Source organism: Pseudomonas sp. SDO5215_S409 (assembly GCF_054071325.1).
In genome coordinates this window covers 79,758-103,919 of record NZ_JBSVWN010000010.1, presented here as the reverse complement: position 1 = coordinate 103,919, position 24,162 = coordinate 79,758, and the positions used below count along the sequence as shown (strand labels likewise).

Below are 24,162 nucleotides of genomic sequence, written 5' to 3'. Positions count from 1 at the left end.
TATGTCATCGCCCTTGTTACGCCTGCTGCTGGTAGGCCTGTTCACCCTGCTGCTGGCGCCTCTGGCCAGCGCCGACTCGGCCAAGCGCCTGCGCATCGGCATTACCCTGCACCCGTATTACAGCTATGTGGCCAATATCGTCGGCGACAAGGCCGAGGTGGTGCCGCTGATTCCGGCCGGCTTCAACCCCCATGCCTACGAGCCACGCGCCGAAGACATCAAGCGCATTGGCACCCTGGATGTGATCGTGCTCAACGGCGTGGGCCACGATGATTTTGCCGACCGCATGATCGCCACCAGTGAGCGCCCGGACATCCCGGTGATCGAAGCCAATGCCAACGTGCCGCTGCTGGCCGCCACCGGCAACGCCGCCCGTGGCGCGGGCAAGGTGGTCAACCCGCACACGTTCTTGTCCATCAGTGCGTCCATTGCCCAGGTCAACAACATCGCCCGCGAACTGGGCAAGCTGGACCCGGACAACGCCAAGACCTACACCCAGAATGCCCGCGCCTACGGCAAGCGCCTGCGCCAGATGCGCGCCGACGCCCTGGCCAAATTGACCCGCGCGCCCAACCCGGACCTGCGCGTGGCCACCGTGCATGCGGCCTACGACTATTTGCTGCGCGAGTTCGGCCTGGAAGTCACCGCCGTGGTCGAGCCCGCGCACGGCATCGAACCGAGCCCCAGCCAGTTGAAGAAAACCATCGATGAGTTGCGCGCACTGGACGTGAAAGTGATTTTCTCGGAGATGGATTTCCCCTCCACGTACGTTGACACCATCCAGCGCGAATCCGGGGTGAAGCTGTACCCGCTGTCGCATATTTCCTACGGTGAATACAGCGCTGAAAAGTACGAAGTGGAAATGACCGGCAACCTCGACACGGTGGTGCGGGCGATTCAGGAGTCGGGGGCATGACGGCGGCGCAGCACCTGAACGTGGCCTGCGTTGGCCCGACCCTCGACTTTAGCGATGTTTCATTGACCCTGGGCCGCACGGTGATCCTCGAAGCGGTGAGTTTCCAGGTACAGCCCGGCAGCGTGCATGCACTGGTGGGCCCCAATGGCGGCGGTAAAAGCTCGCTGATCAAAACCTTGCTGGGGCAAACGCCGCATCAGGGCCAATTGAAGCTGCACTGGCCAGAGGCTGTCGGCACCATCGGTTATGTACCCCAAGCGCTGGAGTTCGACCGCGGCCTGCCGATGACCGTCGACGATTTCATGGCTGCGATGTGCCAACGGCGGCCAGCCTTTCTGGGGCTGTCGCGCCATTACGCGGCGGCGATCGGCGAGGCGCTTGAGCGGGTGGGCATGCAAGACAAGCGCAAACGGCGCATGGGCGCCTTGTCGGGTGGTGAACGCCAGCGGGTGCTGCTGGCGCAGGGGTTGATCCCGGCACCACAGTTGCTGGTACTGGATGAACCGATGTCGGCCCTCGATGAAGCGGGGATCCAGGTGTTCGAGCGGTTGCTGGTGGACTGGCGCCGCGCGGGGATCACCGTGCTGTGGATCGAACATGACCTTGAAGCCGTTGGGCGCCTGGCAGACCGGGTCACCGGCCTGAACCGCCGCGTACTGTTCGATGCCACGCCCAAAGAGGCGCTCACGCCGGACCGTCTGCTGAGCCTGTTTTCCACCCATCCCCGGAGCGCGGCCTTATGAGCTATGAAGCATTTCGCCTGATAATCCAGGGGTGGGCCTCGTCCGGGTATTTGCCCCAAGCGCTGGCCTATGGCTTTGTGGTCAACGCCCTGCTGGCGGGCCTGTTGATTGGCCCGGTGCTGGGCGGTTTGGGCACGTTGGTGGTGGTGAAACGCTTTGCGTTTTTTTCCGAAGCGGTCGGGCATGCCGCACTGACCGGCGTGGCCGTGGGCATTCTGCTCGGCGAACCCTATACCGGGCCGTATGGCAGCCTGTTTGGCTACTGCCTGCTGTTCGGCATCCTGCTCAATTACTTGCGCAACCGCACCGGCCTGGCGCCAGACACCTTGATCGGCGTGTTCCTGTCAGTGTCGTTGGCACTGGGCGCAAGCCTGCTGCTGATTCTGGCGGGCAAGATCAACGTGCACATCCTGGAGAACGTGCTGTTTGGTTCGGTGCTGACCGTCAACGGCAACGACCTGCTGGTGCTGGCGGTGGTCGGCTCGCTGGTGATGGCGCTGGCCTTGCCGCTGTACAACCGCATCATGCTGGCCAGCTTCAACCCACAACTGGCGGCGGTGCGGGGGGTAGCGGTCAAGGCCCTGGATTACCTGTTTGTGGTGCTGGTGACGCTGATCACGGTGGCGGCGGTCAAGGTCATCGGCGCGATCCTGGTGGGTGCGCTGCTGGTGATCCCGGCGGCGGCGGCGCGGTTGTTGAGCCAGTCGCTCAAGGGGTTTTTCTGGGTGTCGGTGGTGATCGCCACGGTCAGCACCTTGTGCGGCATCCTGCTGCCGATCGTCTTCGACCTGCCCATCCCGTCCGGTGCCGCGATCATTCTGGTTGCCGGTATCGCCTTCGCCCTCGCCGCCATCGCACGCGGCACGGTGCCCAGCCTCAAAGGGAATTTTGGATAATGCATTGGCTTTTTCGACCACTGATGCTGACCCTGGTGATCAGCACCCCGGCGCTCGCCGCCGACGGCATCAACAAGCTGCAGATTGTCGGCAGCCCGGGCCTCGGCCACGCGGCGCTGGCCAAGGCCCGGGCAACCACACCGGTGACGGTGCTGGCGTCGCTGCCCATCACGTATGGCCTGGCACAGGTGCTGCTCAACGGCACCGACGTTGTGCTTGAACGTGCAGCGCCCGCCAACTTGCCGGGTTCGCGGCAAACTGCGTATTTCACCGGGCGCGGCGCGCAGGCGCTGAGCACACTGGCCCAAGGCGCCGACGCCACCCTGGGCGTGCGCTCCCTGTGGCCGGATGACCCGCTGTACCCGGTGGCCCGGCGCAGCAATATTCGCATCGTCGAAATCGACGCCGCGCGCCCGGTGGATGGCGCCCTGCCCGGCATCGCCCTGCAACCGGGCAGCACCGATGGGCTCAATAGCCAGCCGTGGCTGTCGAGCAACAACCTGGGGCGCATGGCCGATGTGATGGCCGCCGACCTGAGCCGCCTGGCGCCCGCGGCCAAACCCCGTATCGATGCCAACCTGGCAGGCCTCAAGCAGCGCCTGCTCAAGCTCAACGCCAGCAGCGAAACGCGGCTGGCCCAGGCCGACAACGTGAGTGTGGTCAGCCTCAGTGACCACTTCGGCTACCTGATCAGCAGCCTGAACCTGGAGTTGGTCAGCACCGATGCACGCCCGGACACCGAATGGACGCCTCAAGCGTTGCAGCAATTGAGTGCCACCCTCAAGGACAACGACGTGGCAGTGGTGTTGCACCACCGCCAGCCGTCAGAAGCGGTGAAGTCCGCCGTGAGCGCAGGCGGTGCGACGTTGCAGGTGCTGGGCACCGACGGTGACGACCCGGTGGAAGCATTGGCGAGCACTGTGGACCAGGTCATCAGCGCACTCGCCCGTTGACTCACACCACGTCCACGCCCACATGAATGGCATCGTGGCGCCAGAACTCAAGGTCGCAGTCGATCAGGCGCTCATGCTGGTCATAATTGACCCGGGCAATGCGCAAGCCCGGGCTGCCCGCCGACACCCGCAACGCGGCGGCGGCCTCCACCGGCAATGACGTGGGCACGATCTCGAAACGCACCCGCCCGTAATGCAGGTCATACAGGCGGGCGTACAGCTCGGTAATCGACTGATTCAAATCACACTCCAGAATCCCGGGGAAATACTGCGGGTTCAGGTAGTGCTCCACGTACAACACCAGGCGCCCGTCGATCCTGCGGTTGCGGCAGATCTGGATCACGCTGGACAACGCTGGCAACTGCAACCACGCACACACCGCCGCCGAGGCCGGTTGCAGCCGCGCCGAAATCACCTCGGTGGACGGCTCCCGGCCCTGGGCGCTGACCATCGCGTGAAAGTGGCTGCGCTGCATCAGGTTGTAGGCCAGCCGGGGCGGTGAAACAAACCAGCCACGCCGCTCCTCGCGATAAATCTGCCCTTGGGCCTCCAGTTGTAACAAGGCTTCCCGCACGGTAATCCGGGTGGTACCAAACAACTCGCTGAGCTTGCGCTCGGCCGGCAATTTACTGGCGGGCGGCAATAAACCATGGCCCATCTGCTCTTGCAGCGCCTGGCCTATGGTGGTCACTGCCTTGGTTGCCTCATCGCGCATCAACGTTACTCATTTGGACTAGACCAGCACCATCGAAGTGCAGCGAACGCGCTTCCTCGGTGCCCCTTCTACTGCGTGCAAGCCTAGGCATCGCACATGACCGAGAGATGACAGCGGGTGTCGACGGCCTGCCGAATACGCTGCAATACATCGGCCAAGTCCAGTACTTACGGGCACTTTGGCATGGTCTACGCTTACCTCGCGCTTAACGACACAACTGATTTAAAAACGACACCGACATGAAACTGTCATCCACCTGGCCTAAATTGGCTCAGGTATTGCTGACCTAGACCAACACCACCGCAAACGTTAAAAAAACGCAGCGTTGAAAACGCCCAAAGGAGCTTCGGATGAAACAGCTTTTCCTGGCATCACTGTTAGGTTCGACTATCGCCATGTGCACCGCCGCCATGGCGGCTGATACCGATTTGAAAACCCTCGAGGCCGCCGCCAAGACGGAAGGTGCAGTCAACAGCGTGGGCATGCCCGATGACTGGGCCAACTGGAAAGGCACCTGGGAAGACCTGGCCAAGACCTACGGCCTCAAGCACATCGACACCGACATGAGCTCGGCGCAGGAAATCGCCAAGTTCGACGCCGAAAAAGACAACGCCAGCGCCGACATCGGTGACGTCGGTGCCGCCTTCGGCCCCATCGCCGAGAAAAAAGGCGTGACCCAGCCCTACAAGCCCACCACCTGGGCCCAAGTGCCTGACTGGGCCAAAGACAAGGACGGCCACTGGGCGCTGGCCTACACCGGCACCATCGCGTTCATCGTCAACAAAAAGCTGCTGCACGGCTCCGAAGCCCCCAAGAGCTGGGCAGACCTGAAGACCGGCAAATACAAAGTGTCCATCGGTGACGTCAGCACCGCTGCCCAGGCCGCCAACGGCGTACTGGCTGCCGCGTTCGCCACCGGCGGCGACGAGAAAAACATCCAGCCTGCGCTGCTGATGTTTGCCGACATCGCCAAGCAAGGCCGCTTGTCGCTGGCCAACCCGACCATCGCCACCATGGAAAAAGGCGAAGTCGAAGTGGGTGTGGTCTGGGACTTCAACGGCCTGAGCTACAAGGCCAAGATGGCCAACCCGGATGACTATGTAGTGCTGATCCCGTCGGACGGCTCGGTGATTTCCGGCTACACCACGCTCATCAACAAATACGCCAAGCACCCGAACGCGGCCAAGCTGACCCGTGAATACATCTTCAGCGACGCTGGCCAAATCAACCTGGCCAAGGGTAACGCCCGTCCGATTCGTGCCGAGCACCTGACCCTGCCCGCCGACGTGCAGGCCAAGCTGCTGCCAAACGAGCAGTACAAAAAGGTGACCCCAATCAAAGACGCCGACGCTTGGGAGAAGACCTCCAAGGCGCTGCCGCAGAAGTGGCAGGAAGAAGTCATCATCAATATGCAGTAAGGCTTTACCCGGTGTGGGCGCGGGCTTGCGCGCGCCCACACCGCTCTTGTTTCAACCCCCCTCTGTTGCGGAGCGCCAGCCCCCATGAAGCACAACGTCATCCTTGTCGTGCTCGACGGCCTGAACTTTGAGGTTGCCCGACACGCCATGGGGCACTTGCAGGCCTATATCGGCGCAGGACGCGCAGCGCTGTACAAACTGGAATGTGAACTGCCCGCCCTGTCCCGCCCGTTGTACGAATGCATTCTTACCGGCGTACCGCCGATTCAGAGCGGCATCGTGCACAACCATGTCTCGCGCCTGTCCAACCAGCGCAGCATTTTCCATTACGCCACCGACGCAGGCCTTAGCACGGCGGCGGCGGCCTATCACTGGGTCAGCGAGTTGTACAACCGCAGCCCGTTCATCGCCGCCCGCGATCGGCACACCGACGACAAGGCGCTGGCGATCCAGCACGGTCATTTCTACTGGAACGACCACTACCCCGACTCCCACCTGTTCGCCGACGCCGAAAGCCTGCGCCTCAAACACGCGCCGAACTTTCTGGTGGTGCACCCGATGAACATCGACGACGCCGGCCACAAGCACGGCCTCGACACCCCGCAATACCGTAACAGCGCCCGCTCGGCCGACATCATCCTGGCCGACTACCTGCAAGGCTGGCTCGAGGCGGGCTACCAGGTGCTGGTGACCGCCGACCACGGCATGAACAATGACCGCTCCCACAACGGCCTGTTGCCCGAAGAACGGGAAGTGCCGCTGTTCGTGCTGGGCGATGCGTTCAGCCTGGACGCCCACGCCGCGCCCCAACAAACCGATCTGTGCGGCACCGTCTGCGAGCTGCTCGGTGTCCCCCATGACAAACCTGTATGCCGGGAGCTGCTCAAGTGAATTCCATGACCCGTGGCAAGTGGCTGGCGGCCTTGTGCCTCGTGCCCTTCGCCGTGTTTTTTATCGTGTTTGAAATTGCGCCGCTGGCCTGGGTGATGATCAGCAGCCTGCAGTCGGAAGAGTCCGGGTGGGGCCTGGCCAACTTCACCAAGATCTTCAGCTCCAAGTTCTACCTGCAAGCGATCCAGTACAGCCTGGAGATCAGCTTCTACTCCAGCGTGTTCGGCATCATCATCGCGGTGCTCGGCAGTTATTCGCTGCGCCGGGTGGACTCACCACTGCGCAACTTCGTCACCGCGTTTGCCAACATGACCAGCAACTTTGCAGGTGTGCCGCTGGCGTTTGCCTTCATCATCCTGCTGGGCTTCAACGGCAGCATCACGCTGATGCTCAAGCAGGCCGGGATCATTCAGGACTTCAACCTCTATTCCAAGACCGGGTTGATCATCCTTTACACCTACTTTCAGATCCCCCTCGGCGTGCTGCTGCTCTACCCCGCCTTCGACGCCCTGCGTGAAGACTGGCGCGAATCGGCGGCCCTGCTCGGCGCGGACGGCTGGCAGTACTGGCGGCACATCGGCCTGCCGGTGCTGACCCCGGCCCTGCTGGGCACTTTTGTGATCCTGCTGGCCAACGCCCTGGGCGCCTACGCCACGGTGTATGCCTTGACCACCGGCAACTTCAACGTGCTGCCGATCCGCATTGCCGCCATGGTGTCCGGCGATATTTCCCTGGACCCGAACATGGCCAGCGCCCTGGCCGTGGTGCTGGTGGCGCTGATGACCGTGGTGACCGTGGTCCATCAACTGCTGCTCAAGAGGAGCTACCATGTCTCGCGCTGAACCCGGCTCGGCCGCCCTCTACCACCGGGTAGTGGCTTATCTGCTGTTTGCCATCCTCGTGCTGCCGTTGCTCGGCACGCTGGTCTATTCGTTTGCCAGCAGTTGGTCGGCCACGGTGTTGCCCTCAGGCTTTACCCTCAAGTGGTACATGCAGCTGTGGAGTGACCCGCGGTTTTTGAATGCGTTCGGTCAATCGTTGCTGGTGTGTGTCGGCGCGCTGATCCTGTCGGTGGTGCTGATCCTGCCGCTGCTGTTTGTGGTGCATTACCACTTTCCCAAGCTCGACGCGCTGATGAACATCCTGATCCTGCTGCCGTTCGCGGTGCCGCCGGTGGTGTCGTCGGTGGGGCTGTTGCAACTGTATGGCTCGGGGCCGTTCGCCATGGTGGGCACGCCGTGGATCCTGATCGGCTGCTACTTCACCATCGCGCTGCCGTTCATGTACCGGGCCATCACCAACAACCTGCAAGCCATCAACCTGCGCGACCTGATGGACGCCGCCCAACTGCTAGGCGCCAGCCCGTTCAAGGCCGCCCTGCTGGTGGTGCTGCCCAACCTGCGCAAGGGCCTGATGGTGGCGTTGCTGCTGTCGTTTTCGTTTCTGTTCGGCGAGTTCGTGTTTGCCAACATCCTGGTGGGCACTCGCTACGAGACGCTGCAGGTGTACCTCAACAACATGCGCAACAGCAGCGGCCATTTCACCAGTGCGCTGGTGATCTCCTATTTCTTCTTCGTGCTGGTGCTGACCTGGGCCGCCAACATCTTGAACAAGGACAAAAGCCAATGAGCTTCGTCAACGTCCAACGCCTGCAAAAAGGCTACGCCGGCACCCCGGTATTCAGTGACATCAACTGCGAGATCGCCAAGGGTGAGTTCGTCACCCTGCTCGGGCCGTCCGGTTGCGGCAAGTCCACACTGTTGCGCTGCATCGCTGGCCTGACCCCGGTGGACAGCGGGAAAATCCTGCTGGACGGCCAGGACATCGTCCCGCTGAGCCCGCAGAAGCGCAACATCGGCATGGTGTTCCAGAGCTACGCGCTGTTCCCCAACATGACGGTGGAGCAAAACCTCGCCTTTGGCCTGCGCATGCAAAAGGTCAACGCCGACGACAGCCATAAACGTGTGCAGGAAGTGCTGCAACTGGTGGAGCTCAAAGACCTCGCCGGGCGCTACCCGCACCAGATGTCCGGCGGCCAGTGCCAACGCGTGGCCCTGGCTCGCTCGCTGGTGACGCGCCCGCGCCTGCTGCTGCTCGACGAGCCGCTGTCGGCCCTCGACGCGCGCATTCGCAAGCACCTGCGTGAACAAATCCGTCACATCCAGCGCGAACTGGGGCTGACCACTATTTTTGTGACGCACGACCAGGAAGAAGCGCTGACCATGTCCGACCGCATCTTTTTGATGAACCAGGGCAAGATCGTGCAAAGCGGCGACGCCGAAACCCTCTACACCGCTCCCGTGGATGTGTTCGCCGCAGGGTTCATCGGCAACTACAACCTGCTGGACGCCGACAAGGCCAGCCAGTTGCTGCAACGCCAGGTCCACAGCCGCATCGCCATTCGCCCGGAGGCCATCGAGCTGAGCCGCACCGGCGAGCTGGACGCGCTGGTGCGCAGCCACAGCCTGTTGGGCAACGTGATTCGCTACCGCGTCGAGGCGCGTGGGGTGGAACTGGTGGTGGACGTGCTCAACCGCTGCGCCGATGATCTGTACCCCGACGGCCAACGCCTGGCACTGTCCATCGATCCCAGTGCGCTCTGCGAGGTGGCCTGAGGTTGCAACACTTTATTGAGGAAGCGTGAAATGGCTTTGGTAATTTTTGATCTGGACGACACCCTGATCCACGGTGACTGCGCCACGCTCTGGAGCGAGCAGATGGGTCGGCTGGGCTGGGTAGACCCCGAGTCGTTCATGCGCAAGAACAACGAACTGATGGCGGCCTACAGCCAGGGCAAGCTGGCCATGGAAGACTTCATGGACTTCAGCCTGGAGCCGATGATCGGCCGCACACCGCAAGAACTGGAACACCTGGTGGAGCCTTGGGTCGAGGACGTGATCGAGCCGCTGATCTACAGCGACGCGACCCGTACCATCGCCCGCCATCGCCAGAATGGCGACCGGATTCTGGTGATTTCCGCTTCGAGCACCCACCTGGTCACGCCGATTGCGGCCCGTATTGGCATCGACGAAGTGCTGGGCATTGAACTGGGCGTCGCCCATGGCACCTACACCGGCCAGACCGTGGGCGTGTTGACCTACCGCGAAGGCAAGATCACGCGCTTGATGGCGTGGCTGGCGCAAGAAGGTGAGAGCCTGGAGGGCGCGTACTTCTACTCGGACTCGCGCAACGACCTGCCGTTGCTGCTAAAGGTGGACCACCCGCAGGTGGTCAACCCGGATCCGGTGCTGCGCGCGCATGCCGAACAGGCGGGTTGGCCCATTCACAGCTGGACCTGAACCTGGCGTCCATCGCGGGCAAGCCCGAGATGGGCCTCACACCAGGCTTTCGTCGATCACCAGCACCAGCTTTCCAGCGATCTGGTTGGTGGCCAACTCCGCAAACGCCGCTTCGGCGTCCTGGATGGCAAAGGTCTTGGCCAGTTGCGGGCTCAAGCGCCCTTCGGCAAACAGGGGCCACACGTGCTGGCTCAGATCGCTGAACAGGTCGGCCTTGAACTGGTCATCCCGGCTGCGCAACGTCGAACCCAGCACCTGCAAGCGCTTGCCCAAAACCTGGGCCAAGTCGATCTGCGCGTCACGCCCGCCCATCAAGCCGATCAACACCAGGCGCCCGTCACGGGCCAGCAGGCTGATGTTGAGCGCCGCATAGTTGCCGCCCACCGGGTCGAGGATCACGTCGAACGGCGCAAAGTCCTTCAGGCTTTCAATACCGTCGGTGCGGATCACGCCGCCCTGGGCCCCCAGTGCCTCGCAATACGCCAGGCGGTCCGCCGAGCCCACGCTGACCCAGCACGGGCTACCAAACGCTTTGCACAACTGGATCGCCGCCGAGCCCACACCGCTGGCCCCGGCATGCAACAGCACCTTTTCACCCGGCTTGAGGCCTGCCAGCTGGAACAGGTTCAGCCACGCGGTGCTGTACACCTCCGGCAGCCCGGCAGCTTCGGCCAGGGAAATACCCTCCGGCACCGGCAGCACGTGGCGGCCATCCACCACCACTTCTTCGGCCATGCCGCCACCGGCCAGCAGGGCGCACACCCGGTCGCCCACCTGCCAGGACGCACCCGGGCCCACTTCGCTGATCACCCCGGAACACTCCAGGCCCAGCACCGGGCTGGCACCCGGCGGCGGCGGATACAGCCCGGAACGCTGTAATAAATCGGCACGGTTCAAGCCCGCTGCCGCGACACGAATGCGCACTTGACCTACATCGCATGTAGGACTTGGTTCATCAACCCACGCCACATGACCTTCAACGCCTTGCAATGCTTTCACAGTGCCTCCATAGTGAGTCCGGACTGAGCCCGTAGCTGTATCGCCGGGCTTTTTGCATTATGCGACCGGCCCTTACGGAACCGGCGACTTCAAAGACGGCCTAATATGCGTTATCAATTGCCCCCGCGTCGAATCAGCATGAAGCATTTGTTCCCCAGCACCGCCCTCGCTCTATTCATTGGCCTTGGCAGCTTGCCGTTTTCGGCCAATACGTTCGCAGCCAACAGCTGGGACAATCTTCAGCCAGATCGCGATGAGGTGATTGCCAGCCTTAACGTTGTCGAGTTGCTCAAGCGCCACCATTACAGCAAGCCGCCGCTGGATGATGCCCGCTCGGTGATCATCTATGACAGCTACCTCAAGCTGCTGGACCCGTCGCGCAGCTACTTCCTGGCCAGCGACATCGCCGAGTTCGACAAGTGGAAGACGCAGTTCGACGACTTCCTCAAGAGCGGCGACCTGCAGCCCGGCTTCACCATCTACAAGCGTTACCTGGACCGCGTCAAAGCGCGTCTGGACTTCGCCATCGGCGAACTGGACAAGGGCGTCGACAAGTTCGACTTCACCCAGAAGGAAACCTTGCTGGTCGACCGCAAGGACGCACCTTGGCTGACCTCCGAAGCCGCGCTGGATGACCTGTGGCGCAAGCGCGTCAAGGATGAAGTGCTGCGCCTGAAGATCGCGGGCAAAGAGCCCAAGGCCATTCAGGAACTGTTGACCAAGCGCTACAAGAACCAGTTGGCGCGCCTGGACCAGACCCGTGCCGAGGACATCTTCCAGGCCTACATCAACACCTTCGCGATGTCCTACGACCCGCACACCAATTATCTGTCGCCCGATAATGCGGAAAACTTTGATATCAACATGAGTCTGTCGCTGGAAGGCATCGGTGCCGTCCTGCAAAGCGACAACGACCAGGTCAAAATCGTACGCCTGGTGCCGGCAGGTCCTGCCGACAAGACCAAGCAAGTGGCACCGGCTGACAAGATCATCGGTGTAGCCCAGGCCGACAAGGAAATGGTCGACGTGGTCGGCTGGCGCCTGGACGAAGTGGTCAAGCTGATCCGCGGCCCCAAAGGCAGTGTGGTGCGCCTGGAAGTGATTCCGCACACCAACGCGCCTAACGACCAGACCAGCAAGATCGTGTCCATCACCCGTGAAGCGGTGAAACTCGAAGACCAGGCCGTCCAGAAGAAAATCCTCAACCTCAAGCAGGATGGCAAGGACTACAAGCTGGGCGTGATCGTGGTGCCTGCGTTCTACCTGGACTTCAAAGCGTTCCGCGCAGGCGATCCGGACTACAAGAGCACCACGCGCGACGTCAAGAAGATCCTGACCGAGCTGCAAAAAGACAAAGTCGACGGCGTGGTCATCGACCTGCGCAACAACGGCGGCGGCTCCTTGCAGGAAGCCACCGAGCTGACGAGCCTGTTCATCGACAAGGGCCCGACCGTGCTGGTGCGCAATGCTGACGGCCGTGTCGACGTGCTCGAAGACGAGAACCCGGGCGCCTTCTACAAAGGCCCGATGGCCTTGCTGGTCAACCGCCTCTCGGCGTCCGCCTCGGAGATTTTTGCCGGCGCGATGCAGGACTACCACCGTGCGTTGATCATCGGCGGCCAGACCTTCGGCAAAGGCACCGTGCAGACCATCCAGCCGCTCAACCATGGCGAACTGAAGCTCACGCTGGCCAAGTTCTACCGGGTTTCCGGCCAGAGCACCCAGCACCAGGGCGTACTGCCGGACGTGGACTTCCCGTCGATCATCGACACCAAGGAAATCGGCGAGAGCGCCCTGCCCGAGGCCATGCCGTGGGACACCATCCGTCCTGCGATCAAGCCTGCGGTGGACCCGTTCAAACCGTACCTGGCGCAGTTGAAAGCCGACCACGAAGCGCGTTCGGCCAAAGACGCCGAATTCGTGTTCATCCGCGACAAACTGGCCTTGGCCAAGAAGCTGCTGGAAGAAAAAACCGTCAGCCTCAACGAAGTGGATCGTCGTGCCCAGCACACCGACATCGAAAATCAGCAACTGGTGCTGGAAAACGCCCGCCGCAAGGCCAAGGGTGAAGCCCCGCTCAAAGAGCTGAAGAAAGAAGACGAAGATGCGATCCCGGCCGAGCCCGACAAGACCAAGCCAGAAGACGATGCCTACCTGAGCGAAACCGGGCGGATCCTGCTGGACTACTTGAAGATCAGCAAGACCGTGGCCAAGCAGTAAGTGATGGCAATTTAATGTGAACACCCCGTGGAGCGTCATCAAATAGACATCATTCTGTCGTGAAATAAAGGACCGGAGACTCGACATCTCCGGTCCTTTTTTTTCGATCGAGATCACCATGACCATGACCGAACAGCTGAATGCATTGGGCTCAATTCTGGCTCAAGGCAGCTTACACAGCCTGTTCCAACCGATCGTTTCCCTCTCCGAGCGACGTATCCTGGGCTACGAAGCCCTTAGCCGCGGGCCGTCCAACAGCCCATTGCACTCCCCCATCGCCCTGTTCTCAGTGGCCGCCCACGCGGGGCGCCTCAGCGAACTGGAAATGGCCTGCCGGGAAAGCGCCTGCCGACGCTTCAGCGCCCAGCAGCTGCCGGGCAAGCTGTTTCTCAACGTGTCCCCCGAATCATTGATGGAGAGCGCCCACCAGCCCGGCCGCACCTTGCAGTTGCTCAAGGACTTTGGCATCCCGCCCAGCCAGGTGGTGATCGAGCTGACCGAGCAAACCCCCACCGACGATTTTCAATTGCTGCAAACCGCGCTGCATCATTACCGCGCCATGGGCTTCTCGATTGCCCTGGACGACCTCGGCGCCGGTTATTCCAGCCTGCGGTTGTGGTCGGAGTTGCGCCCGGACTACGTCAAGATCGACCGGCACTTTATCGACGGCATTCACCAGGACGCCCTCAAGCGCGAATTCGTCGGCTCCATCCTGCACATCGCCAAGGCCTCCCGCGCCCAAGTGATTGCCGAGGGTATCGAATTGCCGGAAGAGTTGGCGGTGCTCACCGAAATGGGCGTCGACCTGGTCCAGGGCTACCTGCTCTGCCGCCCGCAGGAACACCCGCCACAAGACGCACGGTTGATGCTGCCCAAGCCCGACCATGCCAACGTTGCGCTCAACGAAGAAGGCAGTGACCTCAGCGCCCTGCTCAACGAGCAACCCGCCGTGGGCCAGGACACCGCCACGGCCAAGGTGCTCGAAGCGTTTCGCCAGCAGGCCAACCTCAATTCGCTGGCGGTGCTGGACACGCGTGGGCACCCGGTGGGCATCGTCCATCGGCACTCGCTGTCCGACGCGCTGCTCAAGCCTTTTGGCACTGACCTGTTCGCCCGCAAACCTATCAGCCGATTAATGAGCGATGACTTTCTAGCGGTGGAACTGAACCAGTCGTTGCAACAAGTCAGCCGCCTGCTCACCAGCCGTGCACGCCAGCGTATTGAAGAAGATTTCATCATTACCCTCAACGGCGACTACCTGGGGCTGGGGCGGGTGATCGACGTGCTCAAGCTGATTACCGAGCTGAAAATCCAACAAGCTCGCTACGCCAACCCGCTGACGCTGCTGCCGGGCAACGTGCCGATCCAGCAATGCCTGACGCGCCTGTTGCAGCAACAGCGCGAATCGGTGATCTGCTACGTGGATATCGACAGCTTCAAGCCGTTCAACGATATCTACGGCTATGGGCGCGGGGATGAAGTGCTGCTGTGCCTGGCGCAATGCCTCAACGACCGGGTAGACCCGACGCGGGATTTCGTGGGGCATATCGGGGGGGGATGATTTTTTGTTGGTGTTGGGCCCGCAGGATTGGCGCAAGCGGCTCACCCAATTGCTGGACGACTTCCAGACCCAGTGCCGGCGTTTCTACCGCAGCGAGCACCTTGAGGCAGGCTGCTTTGTAGCCCTGAATCGACAGGGTGTGCGTCAGGAGTTTGCGTTGTTATCGCTGTCCATCGGGGTGGTGCACTTACACCCACAGGCCTGTGGACAACTGGATGCCAGCCAACTGGCCGAGTTGGCCTCGCAGGCCAAGCACCACGCCAAGCATGTGCCGGGGTACAGCATTCATGTGATTGACAGCCTGCAATCGAGCCTGACCGAGCCGCAGCCCTTATAACTCAAGCCTCGGCCGACGCCGGGTACGTGTACTCAAACACCCGCACCACTTCCGAGGCGTGCCACGACGCCGCCGCCACGCCATCGGACGGCCCGCAAAAGCGCCCCAGGCGCTCCACGCACTCGAAAAAGCCGGTACGTGGCAGGCGGCTCGCCCCCTGGCTGATCACCAGTGAGCTGCGCAGCGGTTGATCGGCCTTGGCGTCCAGGGCCGCCAGGTGCTCAAGGGCGGCAGTCAGGGTTTGCATGGCGGGGGTGGGAAATTGCAGGCGTTCAAGCAGTGCGCGGTAGGTCAGCAGGTGCCGCTGGCGGCGGGCCTGGTCCAGCTCGTTAAGCAAACCGTCCCAATGTTGACGGCTGATTCGTAGGCTCATGGCTCTTCCCTCCAGCCCGGCACGCCCAATTCCCAGGCCAGGCTGCGACGAATCGCGGCGTCCGGCTGGCGTTCACCACTTTCGATCAAACCCAGGTAAGACGGGCTGATGCCCACCGTACGGGCCAGCACCTCAATGGCCAGGCCCTTGGCCTCGCGCAGGCTGCGCAGGTCCTGCAAGGGACGCAACGCGGCTTCGACGGTGGCAGCAGGCGCGCTGGACGGCGCAGATGCTGGCTGCTGACCGGCGGCTTTTAACAGCGCCTGGTACTGAGCCCATGGCAACACCGCGTATTCGGGCGCACCATCCCGTGAAATTATCTGAATATCCATGACTGCCCCGTAGGATCTCAACACTTTCTATGTAGGCTATTTCCGTAGAAGTGTAATCCTAACAGCCACAAAGAGCGCAGGGGGATGTGCGCAAGGTTCAGTTTTTTTTCGGATTTTCTTGTTCCAGCAGCTGCGCCGTGGCGGGCAAGCGCTCTACCACGGCCAGTTTTTCCGGCGCCTGGCGCTCACGCCAGGCGCGAAAGGCGCTCAATTCACCGTCCAGGGTCTTCATCACCCAGGCCAGCACGGCGATGTCATCGAGCATGCCAAACACCGGGATGAAATCGGGAATCGCATCGATCGGGCTCAGAAAGTACATCAGCCCCGCCACCACCGAAATCAGCGCTTTGGGGCTGATGGCCCGGTACTCGCCCCGCCAGTAGGCCAGGCACAGGGCCTGGAGCAGCTTGAGATCATCCTTGAGCTTGCCCAGCCGGTTTCCCTGGCTCGACCCTTTGGCGGCCACGGCGAACAGCAGGCTGGGCAGGCGCCCGCGCCCCAGGAGCCGGGCGGCCATGGGCAGGAAGCGGGTGAAATTCCACGGTGCTTTCATCGTCACTCCCGTTCCAGGTGAACAAAAATGTTATCCACACAAATTGTGGATAACCTTGTGAACAGAGCTCTTTTATGCGGCTCAAAGCCTTGTATTACAAGGGCTGCGTTCAAATCGGGCGTTTTTTGCGCACATAAAAAAACCCAATAATTCATTGACTTGGAGCGATTGTGCGTCTACCCGTATGCGGGTTCTTTATCAGACTGCCCTGCACCCCATCCGTTCGATTGGATCCGTACACGCCCGCCAGAAACGACAACGCCCCGTCGAAACGGGGCGTTGGGTGGTCAGGCGCCGATTACTTCTTGGTGGCGTCTGCGTCTGCTTTTGCAGGGTCCTTGATGCCCAGCAGCTCCAGGTCGAAGACCAGTACGGAGTTGGCTGGAATCGCCGGGCTCGGGCTCTGCGCGCCGTAAGCCAGGTCGGACGGGATGTACAGCTCGACCTTCTCGCCCACGTGCATCAGTTGCAGACCTTCAACCCAACCCGGGATCACACCGCTCACCGGCAGGTCGATCGGGCTGCCGCGATCCACGGAGCTGTCAAAGGTGGTGCCGTTGGTGAGCTTGCCGGTGTAGTGAACAGTCACCACGTCGGTCGGCTTGGGCTGTGCGCCGTCGCCTTTCTTCACGATCTTGTACTGCAGGCCGGAAGCGGTGGTGACCACGCCATCCTTCTTGCCGTTTTCTTCGAGGAATTTCTTGCCGGCAGCCGCCGACTCTTCACTCATCTTGGTCATGCGCTCTTCGGCACGCTTTTGCAGCGCAGCAAAGGCTTCAACCAGTTCGTCGTCTTTAAGCTTCTGGTCTTTCTTGCCGATAGCATCTTCGATACCTTGAGCTACCGCTTTGGAGTCCAGGTCGTCCATGCCTTCTTGAGCAAGGCTTTTGCCCATGTTCAGGCCGATACCGTAGGAAGCTTTTTGCGCCGGGGTTTTCAGCTCTACGCTGGTTTGCGAATCGCAACCCGCAAGTACCAGGCTTACCAGGGCCACCGCCGCCGCCAACCGATGCTGTTTCATGCTATTTCCTTGTTCGTGCGCCAAAAGGGCATTCGAGTAAAGTCGCGAGCTTATCAGGCGGCCACGACCAATGGCTACCGGCATGTGAGCAGGAAAATACTGATAAGTTCACGTGTTTAAACGCATTTTTACGCCGATCGGAGCGCTCCTACGGAAAGGCGCGCAACCAAATCAAGGCAAATGGCCACTTGCTGCCCTCCGGACGGGGTGGCATAACACTGCAACAACTCGACAAGGATCGTTATCTTGCGCACTTTTTCCCGTGTTTTCCTGCTGTTTCTAACCCTGCTGGCCTTGGCCCTGGCGGTGGTGCTGTATTACGTGATCAACCCCAGACTGCCGACCTACGTGCCGGTGGAACAGGTGCACTACCCGCCCCAATGGAGCGAGGCTGATCGCCAGACCTACTACTTCACCCCCCAAGGCACCCAGGTCAAAGGCCTGCACTACAACTGGTTCACCGCCCTGGAACTGCCCTTCTCCGAGCAACGCTTTGCCACCCCTGAATACCTGGCGCGCTTCGGCTTCCTGGTGGACCCCAAACAGGTGCCCACTGCGCAAAACCCCGGCAACCTGCCCGTGGGGTTCGCCCGGCACAAAAATGCCGGCAGCAACGACGAGTTTCTCGACATCACCTGCGCCGCCTGCCACACCGGCCAACTCAACTTCAAAGGCCAGGGCCTGCGCATTGACGGCGGCTCGGCCCAGCATGTGTTGCCGTCCAGCGTGCCCACCCTGCGCGGCGGCAGTTTTGGTCAGGCCCTGGTCGCAAGCCTTGCGGCCACCTATTACAACCCATGGAAATTCGAGCGGTTCGCCCGTCATGTACTGGGGGACCAATACGACACCGGGCACCGGCAATTGCGCGAGGGCTTCAAAAAATCCCTGAACACCTTCCTCAAAACCGCCTGGAACGACACCCACCGCGGCCTCTACCCCACCGAAGAAGGCCCCGGCCGCACCGACGCCTTTGGCCGCATCGCCAACGCCAGCTTTGGTGACGCCATTTCGCCGGACAACTACCGCGTCGCCAACGCGCCCGTGGACTACCCCCAACTGTGGGACATGTGGACCTTCGACTGGGTGCAATGGAACGGCTCGGCGCAGCAGCCCATGGCGCGCAACATCGGCGAGGCGCTGGGCGTGGGCGCCACGCTGGACTTTTTCGACAGCGCCGGCCAGCCGCTCAAGGGCGACGCGCGCTACCCGTCCAGCGTACGTGTGCGCGACCTCAATACCCTGGAAGAAACCCTGCAACGCCTCAAGCCACCCACCTGGCCAGAGGACTTGTTTGGCGCCATCGACAAACCGCTGGCCGCCAAGGGCCGCGCACTGTTTATCGAGAACTGCGCCGGTTGCCACGTTCCAGACGTGACGACCGTCAACGGCCGCCCGGTGAAGGCCCTGAAAATGATCCCGGTGGAGGCGATCGGCACTGACCCCGGCACTGCCGACAACATCGCCAACCAACGCTACGACCTCAGCGCCCTGCAATGGGACCCGGCCGAGCTTGCAAGATTGAACGTCGAACTGCACCCGACCCCGGGCGAGCCGCTGGACTTGCACAGCCTGTCCGTGGCCAAGGGCCTGGCTTATGTCACCGCCTTTGTCGAGGACCACGCCTACCGTGCGGCCGGCGTTACCCCCGCCGAGCGCCCGCGCCTGGACGGCTACGGCCTGCCCATTGGCGTGCGTGAACTGCGGGCGTACAAGGCGCGGCCATTGGCCGGGGTCTGGGCGACGCCGCCGTTTTTGCATAACGGCTCCGTACCGACGCTCTACCAACTGCTGTCGCCCCAGGATGAGCGCGCCACCACCTTCTATAAAGGCGGCTTTGAATACGACCCGCGCCACCTGGGTTATCGCACCGAGGCGTTTACCAACGCATTCCTGTTCGACACAAAAATCACCGGCAACCACAACAGCGGCCACGAATTCCGTGCAGGCCAACGGGGCAACGGCGTGATCGGCCGCGGCCTGCAACCGCAGGAGCGTTGGGCGCTGCTGGAATATTTGAAAGTGTTGGGCGGCCCGCTCGAACAGCAACTGCCCTGACGTATCAGCCTCACTGAAAAGGATCATTCGATGTTCGCAAGACTTTGGCTGCGCCTCGGCGCATGGCTTGGCAAGACGTTGCTGTGGTTGGTGGGCCTCGGCCTGCTGGGCTGGCTGCTCGCCACCCTTTGGTTTGCCTGGCGACACAGCGGGCCGGTATCACCCGACGAACAGGTTCCGCCGGGAGAAGCAGCGATGACCCAAGGCATCATCCAGACGGCGGTGCGCATCGTCGACCAACACCGCGAGGGCACGCGCTACCTGCGCGATGCCCATGCCAAGGCGCATGGCTGCGTGAACGCAGAGGTCACCGTGCTGGCCGACCTCGACCCGGCGTTGCGCCAGGGCGTGTTCGCCGAACCGGGCAAGCAGTGGCAGGCGCTGATGCGCTTGTCCAACGGCAACGCGTACCCGCAGTTCGACAGCATCCGGGATGCCCGGGGCATGGCGATCAAAGTGCTCGACGTGCCCGGCAAACAGCTGCTGGCAGACCAGCAAACCCGGGCCGAACAGGATTTTGTGATGTTCAGCCACCCCAACTTCTTTGTCAGCGATGTTGCCGAGTACGCGCAAAACGTATCGGCGCAGGCCGACGGCAAGAAAGTACTCGCGTTCTTCCCAAGCCTGGACCCGCGCAGTTGGCAGGTGCGCCACTTATTCATCGCCCTGGCCACCCTCGCGCCGCCACCGGCGAGCCCGACCCAGACCACGTACTTTTCGGTATCGCCCTACAAGTTCGGCAGCGCCAACGCCAAGTTCCGCGTGGCCCCCGACCCGCAGCGTTGCCCCGCCTACACCCTGCCCAAACAAAACCAGGACTTGCCCAACTTCCTGCGCAGCGCCCTGACCCAGCAACTGACCACCGACCGCGTCCCGGCCTGCTTCGTGTTGCAGATCCAGCGGCAGAACCCGCAGGTCTTCATGCCGATCGAGGACACCAGCATCGAATGGAAGGAAAGCGACGCGCCTTACGAAACCGTCGCCACCGTCACCCTGCCGCCGCAGGATTTCGATACACCGGCGCAGAACCTGGCGTGTGACAACCAGTCGTTCAACCCCTGGTTCGGGGTGGACGCGCATCGCCCCATCGGCGGCATCAACCGTTTGCGCAAGGCGGTGTACGAGGCCATCAGCGACTACCGCCACAGCCGTAACCTGTAAAGGTTGCGTATGGACCCGGCGCAGGCCGTAAGGTTTGCGTCGAGTCGGTTGAGAGGCCCATAAGCACCGACTACCGTGGCTTCCTACCCCATCACACCGTAGGAAATCATCGTGGAAGGTTCAACACTCGGCATCATCGTGCTCTCAATGATCGCGTTGTTTGGCGCGGCATCGTTCTGCTTTGAGCACCTGACCACGCGCCAGCCCAAGAAGAAAAAACTCAGGTAACCCGATACAAAATCGCAGACGAAAAAAAGCCCGCTCAATGAGCGGGCTTCTTGTGGCGACCTGGCGTTCAGTGTTCCAGGTGACCGAATATGGCGCAGCGGACGGGACTCGAACCCGCGACCCCCGGCGTGACAGGCCGGTATTCTAACCGACTGAACTACCGCTGCGCGTAACACATGAAGCGAATGGTGGGTGATGACGGGATCGAACCGCCGACCCTCTGCTTGTAAGGCAGATGCTCTCCCAGCTGAGCTAATCACCCTTCGTTTCGGTGTGGGCCGCATCATACACAGAAAATCTGTAATGTGCTGATTTAAATGCAATTTATTTAAAATAATTTGCACAGCGCCCGGCAGCCCAGGCAAAGCTGCGGTTTATCGCCGTTTCATAGCGAATCCACACCGTCACTTCGCCCATGACATTGGCCACGTATCTACCGCTCAGGGTCGTATGAACCCCATCAGGGTAAGATGACAGAAAGCCACTCCAGCACTTGCCTCGCAATGGGTCCGTCACCTTCCGCCAACTGATCAAGGATGTTGAAGTGGTCAAACGCCAAGGCCAATAGCTCCACGTTTTTGCTGCGGGCCGAGCAGGCCGCGGCGTAGTCGACGGTCTGGCGCTGGAACTCTGCAGGTTCCTGGAGCCCGTAGGGCAGCAGCAGCGGCGGCAGGTTCGCCGGTATCCTCAGTTGCGGGCTCAATGCCTCGGCCTGTGCGGGGGTGATGTTCAGTGTCGGCGCCAGGAAGGTGTGAGGCAAAGGCCGCAGGTCGTAGACACCGCTGACCGCCACCGCGCCCACGTAGGGTTGTTCGGGCAGGCCATATTCTCCCGGCCAGTCGGTGCCCAGCAGTTCGGCAACACCATGGGCGCCTGCCGAGTGGCCAACCAACACGATACGCTGGCGGTCGATGCCGAAACGCTCGGCGTTGCGCCAGATAAAGCTGAAGGCCGCACGGTGCTGACGCACAATTTCAGCGATGGAAACGTTCGGGCACAGCGCGTAGTTTTCCACCACGGTGATCACGCCTAAATCGCTCAACCCTTTGGCCACGTAGCTCCATTCCTTGCTGCTGGTGGCCTTCCAGTAACCACCATGAACAAAAAACACTGCCGGGCGGCCTGCGCCGTCGACCGCTGCCTGGGGCGGGAAGAACACGTCGAGGGTTTCGCTCAGGGTCGGGCCGTAGGGTACGTCCAACTGGCTGGGCAGGGTTTCGCGAACCGCGAGACTGCCTTCGACAAACTGCGTCACGTAGGCGCCGAAATCCTCGACCGAGGCTTCGACGTCATATTGCTCGTTCAATTGCTCCACGCAATTGAAATGCTTGTACAAGGGAACATTCATAGTCGGTATCTCTGCAATTCAGCCGAAGTGAAACTCTTGCGTTCAGGCGCAAAGCATTAAAAAGGAAAGGCCAGTTTTACCCAGTAAGCATCACCCTCGGCGCGGTTGCGCACGCCAGCTTCCTGCTGCCACTTAGCGGTGACCAACCAGCCGCCAGGGCTGGTGTATTTCAGTGAGGGGCCGATGGCAAACGCCCGCCCCTTGTGATCGCGCAGGCGCTCGCCGTCAACCTCGTCATCGGTAGTTTGCCGATAGGCATAACCGCCCACCCCCACCACCCAACCGTTACCCAGGCCCCAGCCGACGGCAAAGTCGGCGTGCAGTTCCTGGCCTGATCGATAATGGGTATCAGGGTTTCGGGCATTGATGTCATACATGGTCTTGAGGTCAAGATTCAAGCCCGCAGGGTCCACATAAGTGAACGCCGCCACCGGTTGCACCGCCCAGTAGTTGCGGCCGATGTTGAGCGACTCGTTACGGTCGAAGCGACCGGTGGGGGCTATTACGTCCAAGCCGTATACCGCATGGAACTTGTCGCTGTAGTGGTAACCCAGGCCATAGCCGAAGGTGATGTCGCCCAGTTCACGCTTGTGGTCACGGGCACCGTTGACCGACACCCTGAGGTCGACCAATGGCGCAATGATCTCAAAGCCCAACTGGCCGCCCAGCACTTGCTGCTCTGTGATCCACACCACACGGGGTGCAATCACGTTGGCCTGCAGCTTGAAGTCCACCGGCAGCCGCCTGCCGTCATTGCCCAGCAGGCGGTCGGCCTCGTAGTGCTGCGCGTAAACGATGCCATACACCCCCGGCGGCGGCATCACCCCGGACATGAAGTTTTCCGCGCCCATAGGGTATGACGACGCCCCACCCTCCGTCGCCAGCGCGACCTGCCCAACGCCTGCCAGCGAGCAGCTCAACGCCAGCCCTAGTGTGTGCCTGAGCCCTTTTTCAAGATTCATTTGTCGTTATCCATCATGAGTTGGCAGTTGCCTGGTTTTATTTTTATTGGGAGAAACAACTTCAAACATCGCGACACAACGGACGAGCACCGGCCATGAATGAGCGGAATGCGCCGCTCATTCAGGCAACCGGGTATTACGTTTACAGCGGGAGGCGAGTGTCAGTGCGCCTTGAGCATGTCCAGTGCCACATCAACAATCATGTCCTCCTGGCCGCCGACCATGCGGCGTTTGCCCAACTCCACCAGAATGTCAAACGCCGACAGCCCGTAGGTCTTGGCTGCCACTTCCGCGTGGCGCAGGAAGCTGGAGTAAACCCCGGCATACCCCAGCGCCAGGGTTTCCCGGTCGACCCGCACAGGCCGCTCCTGCAGCGGCCGCACAATGTCCTCCGCCGCGTCGATCAGGCGCTTCACATCGCAGCCGTGATTGAGGCCGATGCGCTCGGCGGCGGCGATAAAGACCTCCAGCGGTGCGTTGCCCGCGCCCGCGCCCATGCCGGTAAGGCTGGCATCGATACGGTCACAACCATGTTCCAGTGCGACCAGGCTGTTGGCCACGCCCAGGCTCAAGTTGTGATGGGCGTGCATGCCCGTCTGTGTGGCCGGGTCGAGCACATCCTTCATGGCTTTAAAGCGCTCGGCGATATCCGACATGCTCATCGCACCGCCCGAATCCACCACGTAGATGCACTGGGCGCCGTAGCTTTCCATCAGCTTGCCCTGGGCGGCCAGGGCGGCCGGGGTCTGCATATGGCTCATCATCAAAAAACCGACGGTGTCCATGCCCAGTTGGCGGGCATACTCGATGTGCTGGCGGGACACATCGGCCTCGGTGCAATGGGTAGCCACTCGCACCACCCTGGCACCGGCGTTGTAAGCCGCCTTGAGGTCGTGCACCGTGCCGATCCCCGGCAGCAGCAAGGTGGCAATCTGCGCACGCTTTACCGTATCGGCGACCGCTTCGATCCATTCCAGGTCGGTGTGGGCCCCAAAGCCGTAATTGAAACTGGACCCCTGCAAACCATCGCCGTGGGCCACCTCGATGCTGTCGACGCCCGCCTCGTCCAGTGCCTTGGCGATTTGCGCAGCCTGTTCCAGGCTGTAGCGATGGCGGATGGCGTGCATGCCGTCACGCAGGGTCACGTCAGAAACGTAGATTTTTTTTGCTGTCGCAACCAT

22 protein-coding genes, 2 tRNA genes and 1 pseudogene are annotated in these 24,162 nt (G+C 61.6%); 14 read left to right on the top strand and 11 right to left on the bottom strand.

The window, feature by feature from the left end:
- The first annotated feature begins 1 nt into the window (after position 1).
- The 4 genes from ACW9H9_RS08280 to ACW9H9_RS08265 are packed head-to-tail and all read left to right on the top strand — an operon-like array spanning position 2 to position 3,508.
- Positions 2–916 (top strand): metal ABC transporter substrate-binding protein, encoded by a 915-nt coding sequence (locus ACW9H9_RS08280; RefSeq protein ID WP_457342603.1) that lies wholly within the window; start codon positions 2–4, stop codon positions 914–916.
- Entirely contained in the window at positions 913–1,659 is a 747-nt protein-coding gene (locus ACW9H9_RS08275) for a metal ABC transporter ATP-binding protein (RefSeq protein ID WP_457342604.1), read from the top strand. The genes ACW9H9_RS08280 and ACW9H9_RS08275 overlap by 4 nt, the downstream gene beginning before the upstream one ends.
- Positions 1,656–2,555: a metal ABC transporter permease gene (locus ACW9H9_RS08270; protein ID WP_457342605.1), complete on the top strand. Its 900-nt coding sequence runs from the start codon at positions 1,656–1,658 to the stop codon at positions 2,553–2,555. The genes ACW9H9_RS08275 and ACW9H9_RS08270 overlap by 4 nt, the downstream gene beginning before the upstream one ends.
- Positions 2,555–3,508 carry a metal ABC transporter solute-binding protein, Zn/Mn family gene (locus ACW9H9_RS08265; protein WP_457342606.1) on the top strand — a complete coding sequence of 318 codons (954 nt, stop codon included), beginning with the start codon at positions 2,555–2,557 and terminating at the stop codon, positions 3,506–3,508. The genes ACW9H9_RS08270 and ACW9H9_RS08265 overlap by 1 nt, the downstream gene beginning before the upstream one ends.
- A 1-nt stretch (position 3,509) precedes the next feature.
- On the opposite strand, the gene ACW9H9_RS08260 is transcribed toward ACW9H9_RS08265, so the two are convergent.
- Positions 3,510–4,223, bottom strand: coding sequence for a UTRA domain-containing protein (locus ACW9H9_RS08260; protein ID WP_457342607.1), 714 nt, complete (start codon positions 4,221–4,223; stop codon positions 3,510–3,512).
- Between the two features lie 350 nt (positions 4,224–4,573).
- Here ACW9H9_RS08260 and ACW9H9_RS08255 point away from each other — a divergent pair, with 350 nt between their 5' ends.
- The 6 genes from ACW9H9_RS08255 to ACW9H9_RS08230 all read left to right on the top strand — a co-directional run bounded on the left by ACW9H9_RS08255 (position 4,574) and on the right by ACW9H9_RS08230 (position 9,831).
- The gene (locus tag ACW9H9_RS08255) at positions 4,574–5,641 is read left to right on the top strand and encodes an ABC transporter substrate-binding protein (protein WP_457342608.1); all 1,068 of its coding nucleotides are present in this window, start codon (positions 4,574–4,576) and stop codon (positions 5,639–5,641) included.
- 84 nt (positions 5,642–5,725) lie between these two features.
- Positions 5,726–6,532 (top strand): alkaline phosphatase family protein, encoded by an 807-nt coding sequence (locus tag ACW9H9_RS08250; RefSeq protein WP_457342609.1) that lies wholly within the window; start codon positions 5,726–5,728, stop codon positions 6,530–6,532.
- Positions 6,533–6,537: 5 nt separating this feature from the next.
- Entirely contained in the window at positions 6,538–7,374 is an 837-nt protein-coding gene (locus ACW9H9_RS08245) for an ABC transporter permease (protein WP_457342610.1), read from the top strand.
- Complete coding sequence (locus ACW9H9_RS08240; protein ID WP_457342611.1) at positions 7,361–8,161, top strand: ABC transporter permease; 801 nt, start codon at positions 7,361–7,363, stop codon at positions 8,159–8,161. Before ACW9H9_RS08245 ends, ACW9H9_RS08240 begins: the two co-directional genes overlap by 14 nt.
- Entirely contained in the window at positions 8,158–9,147 is a 990-nt protein-coding gene (locus ACW9H9_RS08235) for an ABC transporter ATP-binding protein (protein ID WP_457374534.1), read from the top strand. The genes ACW9H9_RS08240 and ACW9H9_RS08235 overlap by 4 nt, the downstream gene beginning before the upstream one ends.
- 30 nt (positions 9,148–9,177) lie before the next feature.
- Positions 9,178–9,831, top strand: coding sequence for an HAD family hydrolase (locus tag ACW9H9_RS08230; protein WP_457342613.1), 654 nt, complete (start codon positions 9,178–9,180; stop codon positions 9,829–9,831).
- Positions 9,832–9,867: 36 nt separating this feature from the next.
- Here the strand turns inward: ACW9H9_RS08230 and ACW9H9_RS08225 are convergent, their stop codons facing one another.
- On the bottom strand, positions 9,868–10,830 hold the full coding sequence (locus ACW9H9_RS08225; protein ID WP_457342614.1) for a zinc-binding dehydrogenase: 963 nt from the start codon (positions 10,828–10,830) through the stop codon (positions 9,868–9,870).
- 138 nt (positions 10,831–10,968) lie between these two features.
- On the opposite strand from ACW9H9_RS08225, the gene ACW9H9_RS08220 reads away from it, so the two are divergent.
- Entirely contained in the window at positions 10,969–13,050 is a 2,082-nt protein-coding gene (locus ACW9H9_RS08220; RefSeq protein ID WP_457342615.1) for a carboxy terminal-processing peptidase, read from the top strand.
- Between the two features lie 118 nt (positions 13,051–13,168).
- Positions 13,169–14,948: pseudogene (locus tag ACW9H9_RS08215) on the top strand (bifunctional diguanylate cyclase/phosphodiesterase).
- A 1-nt stretch (position 14,949) separates the two neighbouring features.
- Here the strand turns inward: ACW9H9_RS08215 and ACW9H9_RS08210 are convergent.
- The 4 genes from ACW9H9_RS08210 to ACW9H9_RS08195 form a co-directional block, all read right to left on the bottom strand.
- Positions 14,950–15,321: a hypothetical protein gene (locus tag ACW9H9_RS08210; RefSeq protein ID WP_457342616.1), complete on the bottom strand. Its 372-nt coding sequence runs from the start codon at positions 15,319–15,321 to the stop codon at positions 14,950–14,952.
- Complete coding sequence (locus tag ACW9H9_RS08205) at positions 15,318–15,653, bottom strand: helix-turn-helix domain-containing protein (protein WP_457342617.1); 336 nt, start codon at positions 15,651–15,653, stop codon at positions 15,318–15,320. Before ACW9H9_RS08205 ends, ACW9H9_RS08210 begins: the two co-directional genes overlap by 4 nt.
- Positions 15,654–15,750: 97 nt before the next feature.
- Positions 15,751–16,206 carry a YkvA family protein gene (locus ACW9H9_RS08200; protein WP_457342618.1) on the bottom strand — a complete coding sequence of 152 codons (456 nt, stop codon included), beginning with the start codon at positions 16,204–16,206 and terminating at the stop codon, positions 15,751–15,753.
- 298 nt (positions 16,207–16,504) lie between these two features.
- Positions 16,505–17,227 (bottom strand): FKBP-type peptidyl-prolyl cis-trans isomerase, encoded by a 723-nt coding sequence (locus ACW9H9_RS08195; RefSeq protein ID WP_457342619.1) that lies wholly within the window; start codon positions 17,225–17,227, stop codon positions 16,505–16,507.
- 246 nt (positions 17,228–17,473) lie between these two features.
- On the opposite strand from ACW9H9_RS08195, the gene ACW9H9_RS08190 reads away from it, so the two are divergent.
- A complete protein-coding gene (locus tag ACW9H9_RS08190; RefSeq protein ID WP_457342620.1) occupies positions 17,474–19,282 on the top strand; it encodes a di-heme-cytochrome C peroxidase in 1,809 nt (602 codons plus the stop codon).
- A gap of 30 nt (positions 19,283–19,312) precedes the next feature.
- Complete coding sequence (locus tag ACW9H9_RS08185) at positions 19,313–20,443, top strand: catalase family protein (protein ID WP_457342621.1); 1,131 nt, start codon at positions 19,313–19,315, stop codon at positions 20,441–20,443.
- 318 nt (positions 20,444–20,761) lie between these two features.
- Here ACW9H9_RS08185 and ACW9H9_RS08180 read toward each other — a convergent pair.
- The 5 genes from ACW9H9_RS08180 to dmpG all read right to left on the bottom strand — a co-directional run bounded on the left by ACW9H9_RS08180 (position 20,762) and on the right by dmpG (position 24,162).
- Positions 20,762–20,838 (bottom strand) — tRNA-Asp (locus ACW9H9_RS08180).
- Positions 20,839–20,857: 19 nt separating this feature from the next.
- Positions 20,858–20,933: transfer RNA gene (locus ACW9H9_RS08175), tRNA-Val, on the bottom strand.
- 198 nt (positions 20,934–21,131) lie between these two features.
- A complete protein-coding gene (locus ACW9H9_RS08170) occupies positions 21,132–22,019 on the bottom strand; it encodes an alpha/beta hydrolase (protein ID WP_457342622.1) in 888 nt (295 codons plus the stop codon).
- 56 nt (positions 22,020–22,075) lie between these two features.
- Positions 22,076–22,981, bottom strand: coding sequence for a SphA family protein (locus tag ACW9H9_RS08165; protein WP_457342623.1), 906 nt, complete (start codon positions 22,979–22,981; stop codon positions 22,076–22,078).
- Positions 22,982–23,142: 161 nt separating this feature from the next.
- On the bottom strand, positions 23,143–24,162 hold the full coding sequence (gene dmpG / locus ACW9H9_RS08160) for a 4-hydroxy-2-oxovalerate aldolase (RefSeq protein WP_457342624.1): 1,020 nt from the start codon (positions 24,160–24,162) through the stop codon (positions 23,143–23,145).

Bases quoted from the DNA above. Each gene is read 5' to 3' on its own strand.
- ACW9H9_RS08185 (WP_457342621.1), top strand. From the start codon at position 19,313: ATGTTCGCAAGACTTTGGCTGCGCCTCGGCGCATGGCTTGGCAAGACG.
- ACW9H9_RS08255 (WP_457342608.1), top strand. From the start codon at position 4,574: ATGAAACAGCTTTTCCTGGCATCACTGTTAGGTTCGACTATCGCCATG.
- ACW9H9_RS08165 (WP_457342623.1), bottom strand. From the start codon at position 22,981: ATGAATCTTGAAAAAGGGCTCAGGCACACACTAGGGCTGGCGTTGAGC.
- ACW9H9_RS08220 (WP_457342615.1), top strand. From the start codon at position 10,969: ATGAAGCATTTGTTCCCCAGCACCGCCCTCGCTCTATTCATTGGCCTT.
- ACW9H9_RS08280 (WP_457342603.1), top strand. From the start codon at position 2: ATGTCATCGCCCTTGTTACGCCTGCTGCTGGTAGGCCTGTTCACCCTG.
- ACW9H9_RS08235 (WP_457374534.1), top strand. From the start codon at position 8,158: ATGAGCTTCGTCAACGTCCAACGCCTGCAAAAAGGCTACGCCGGCACC.
- ACW9H9_RS08195 (WP_457342619.1), bottom strand. From the start codon at position 17,227: ATGAAACAGCATCGGTTGGCGGCGGCGGTGGCCCTGGTAAGCCTGGTA.
- ACW9H9_RS08200 (WP_457342618.1), bottom strand. From the start codon at position 16,206: ATGAAAGCACCGTGGAATTTCACCCGCTTCCTGCCCATGGCCGCCCGG.
- ACW9H9_RS08245 (WP_457342610.1), top strand. From the start codon at position 6,538: ATGACCCGTGGCAAGTGGCTGGCGGCCTTGTGCCTCGTGCCCTTCGCC.
- ACW9H9_RS08210 (WP_457342616.1), bottom strand. From the start codon at position 15,321: ATGAGCCTACGAATCAGCCGTCAACATTGGGACGGTTTGCTTAACGAG.
- ACW9H9_RS08250 (WP_457342609.1), top strand. From the start codon at position 5,726: ATGAAGCACAACGTCATCCTTGTCGTGCTCGACGGCCTGAACTTTGAG.
- ACW9H9_RS08240 (WP_457342611.1), top strand. From the start codon at position 7,361: ATGTCTCGCGCTGAACCCGGCTCGGCCGCCCTCTACCACCGGGTAGTG.
- ACW9H9_RS08230 (WP_457342613.1), top strand. From the start codon at position 9,178: ATGGCTTTGGTAATTTTTGATCTGGACGACACCCTGATCCACGGTGAC.
- ACW9H9_RS08275 (WP_457342604.1), top strand. From the start codon at position 913: ATGACGGCGGCGCAGCACCTGAACGTGGCCTGCGTTGGCCCGACCCTC.
- ACW9H9_RS08260 (WP_457342607.1), bottom strand. From the start codon at position 4,223: ATGCGCGATGAGGCAACCAAGGCAGTGACCACCATAGGCCAGGCGCTG.
- dmpG (WP_457342624.1), bottom strand. From the start codon at position 24,162: ATGGTTGCGACAGCAAAAAAAATCTACGTTTCTGACGTGACCCTGCGT.
- ACW9H9_RS08170 (WP_457342622.1), bottom strand. From the start codon at position 22,019: ATGAATGTTCCCTTGTACAAGCATTTCAATTGCGTGGAGCAATTGAAC.
- ACW9H9_RS08205 (WP_457342617.1), bottom strand. From the start codon at position 15,653: ATGGATATTCAGATAATTTCACGGGATGGTGCGCCCGAATACGCGGTG.
- ACW9H9_RS08265 (WP_457342606.1), top strand. From the start codon at position 2,555: ATGCATTGGCTTTTTCGACCACTGATGCTGACCCTGGTGATCAGCACC.
- ACW9H9_RS08270 (WP_457342605.1), top strand. From the start codon at position 1,656: ATGAGCTATGAAGCATTTCGCCTGATAATCCAGGGGTGGGCCTCGTCC.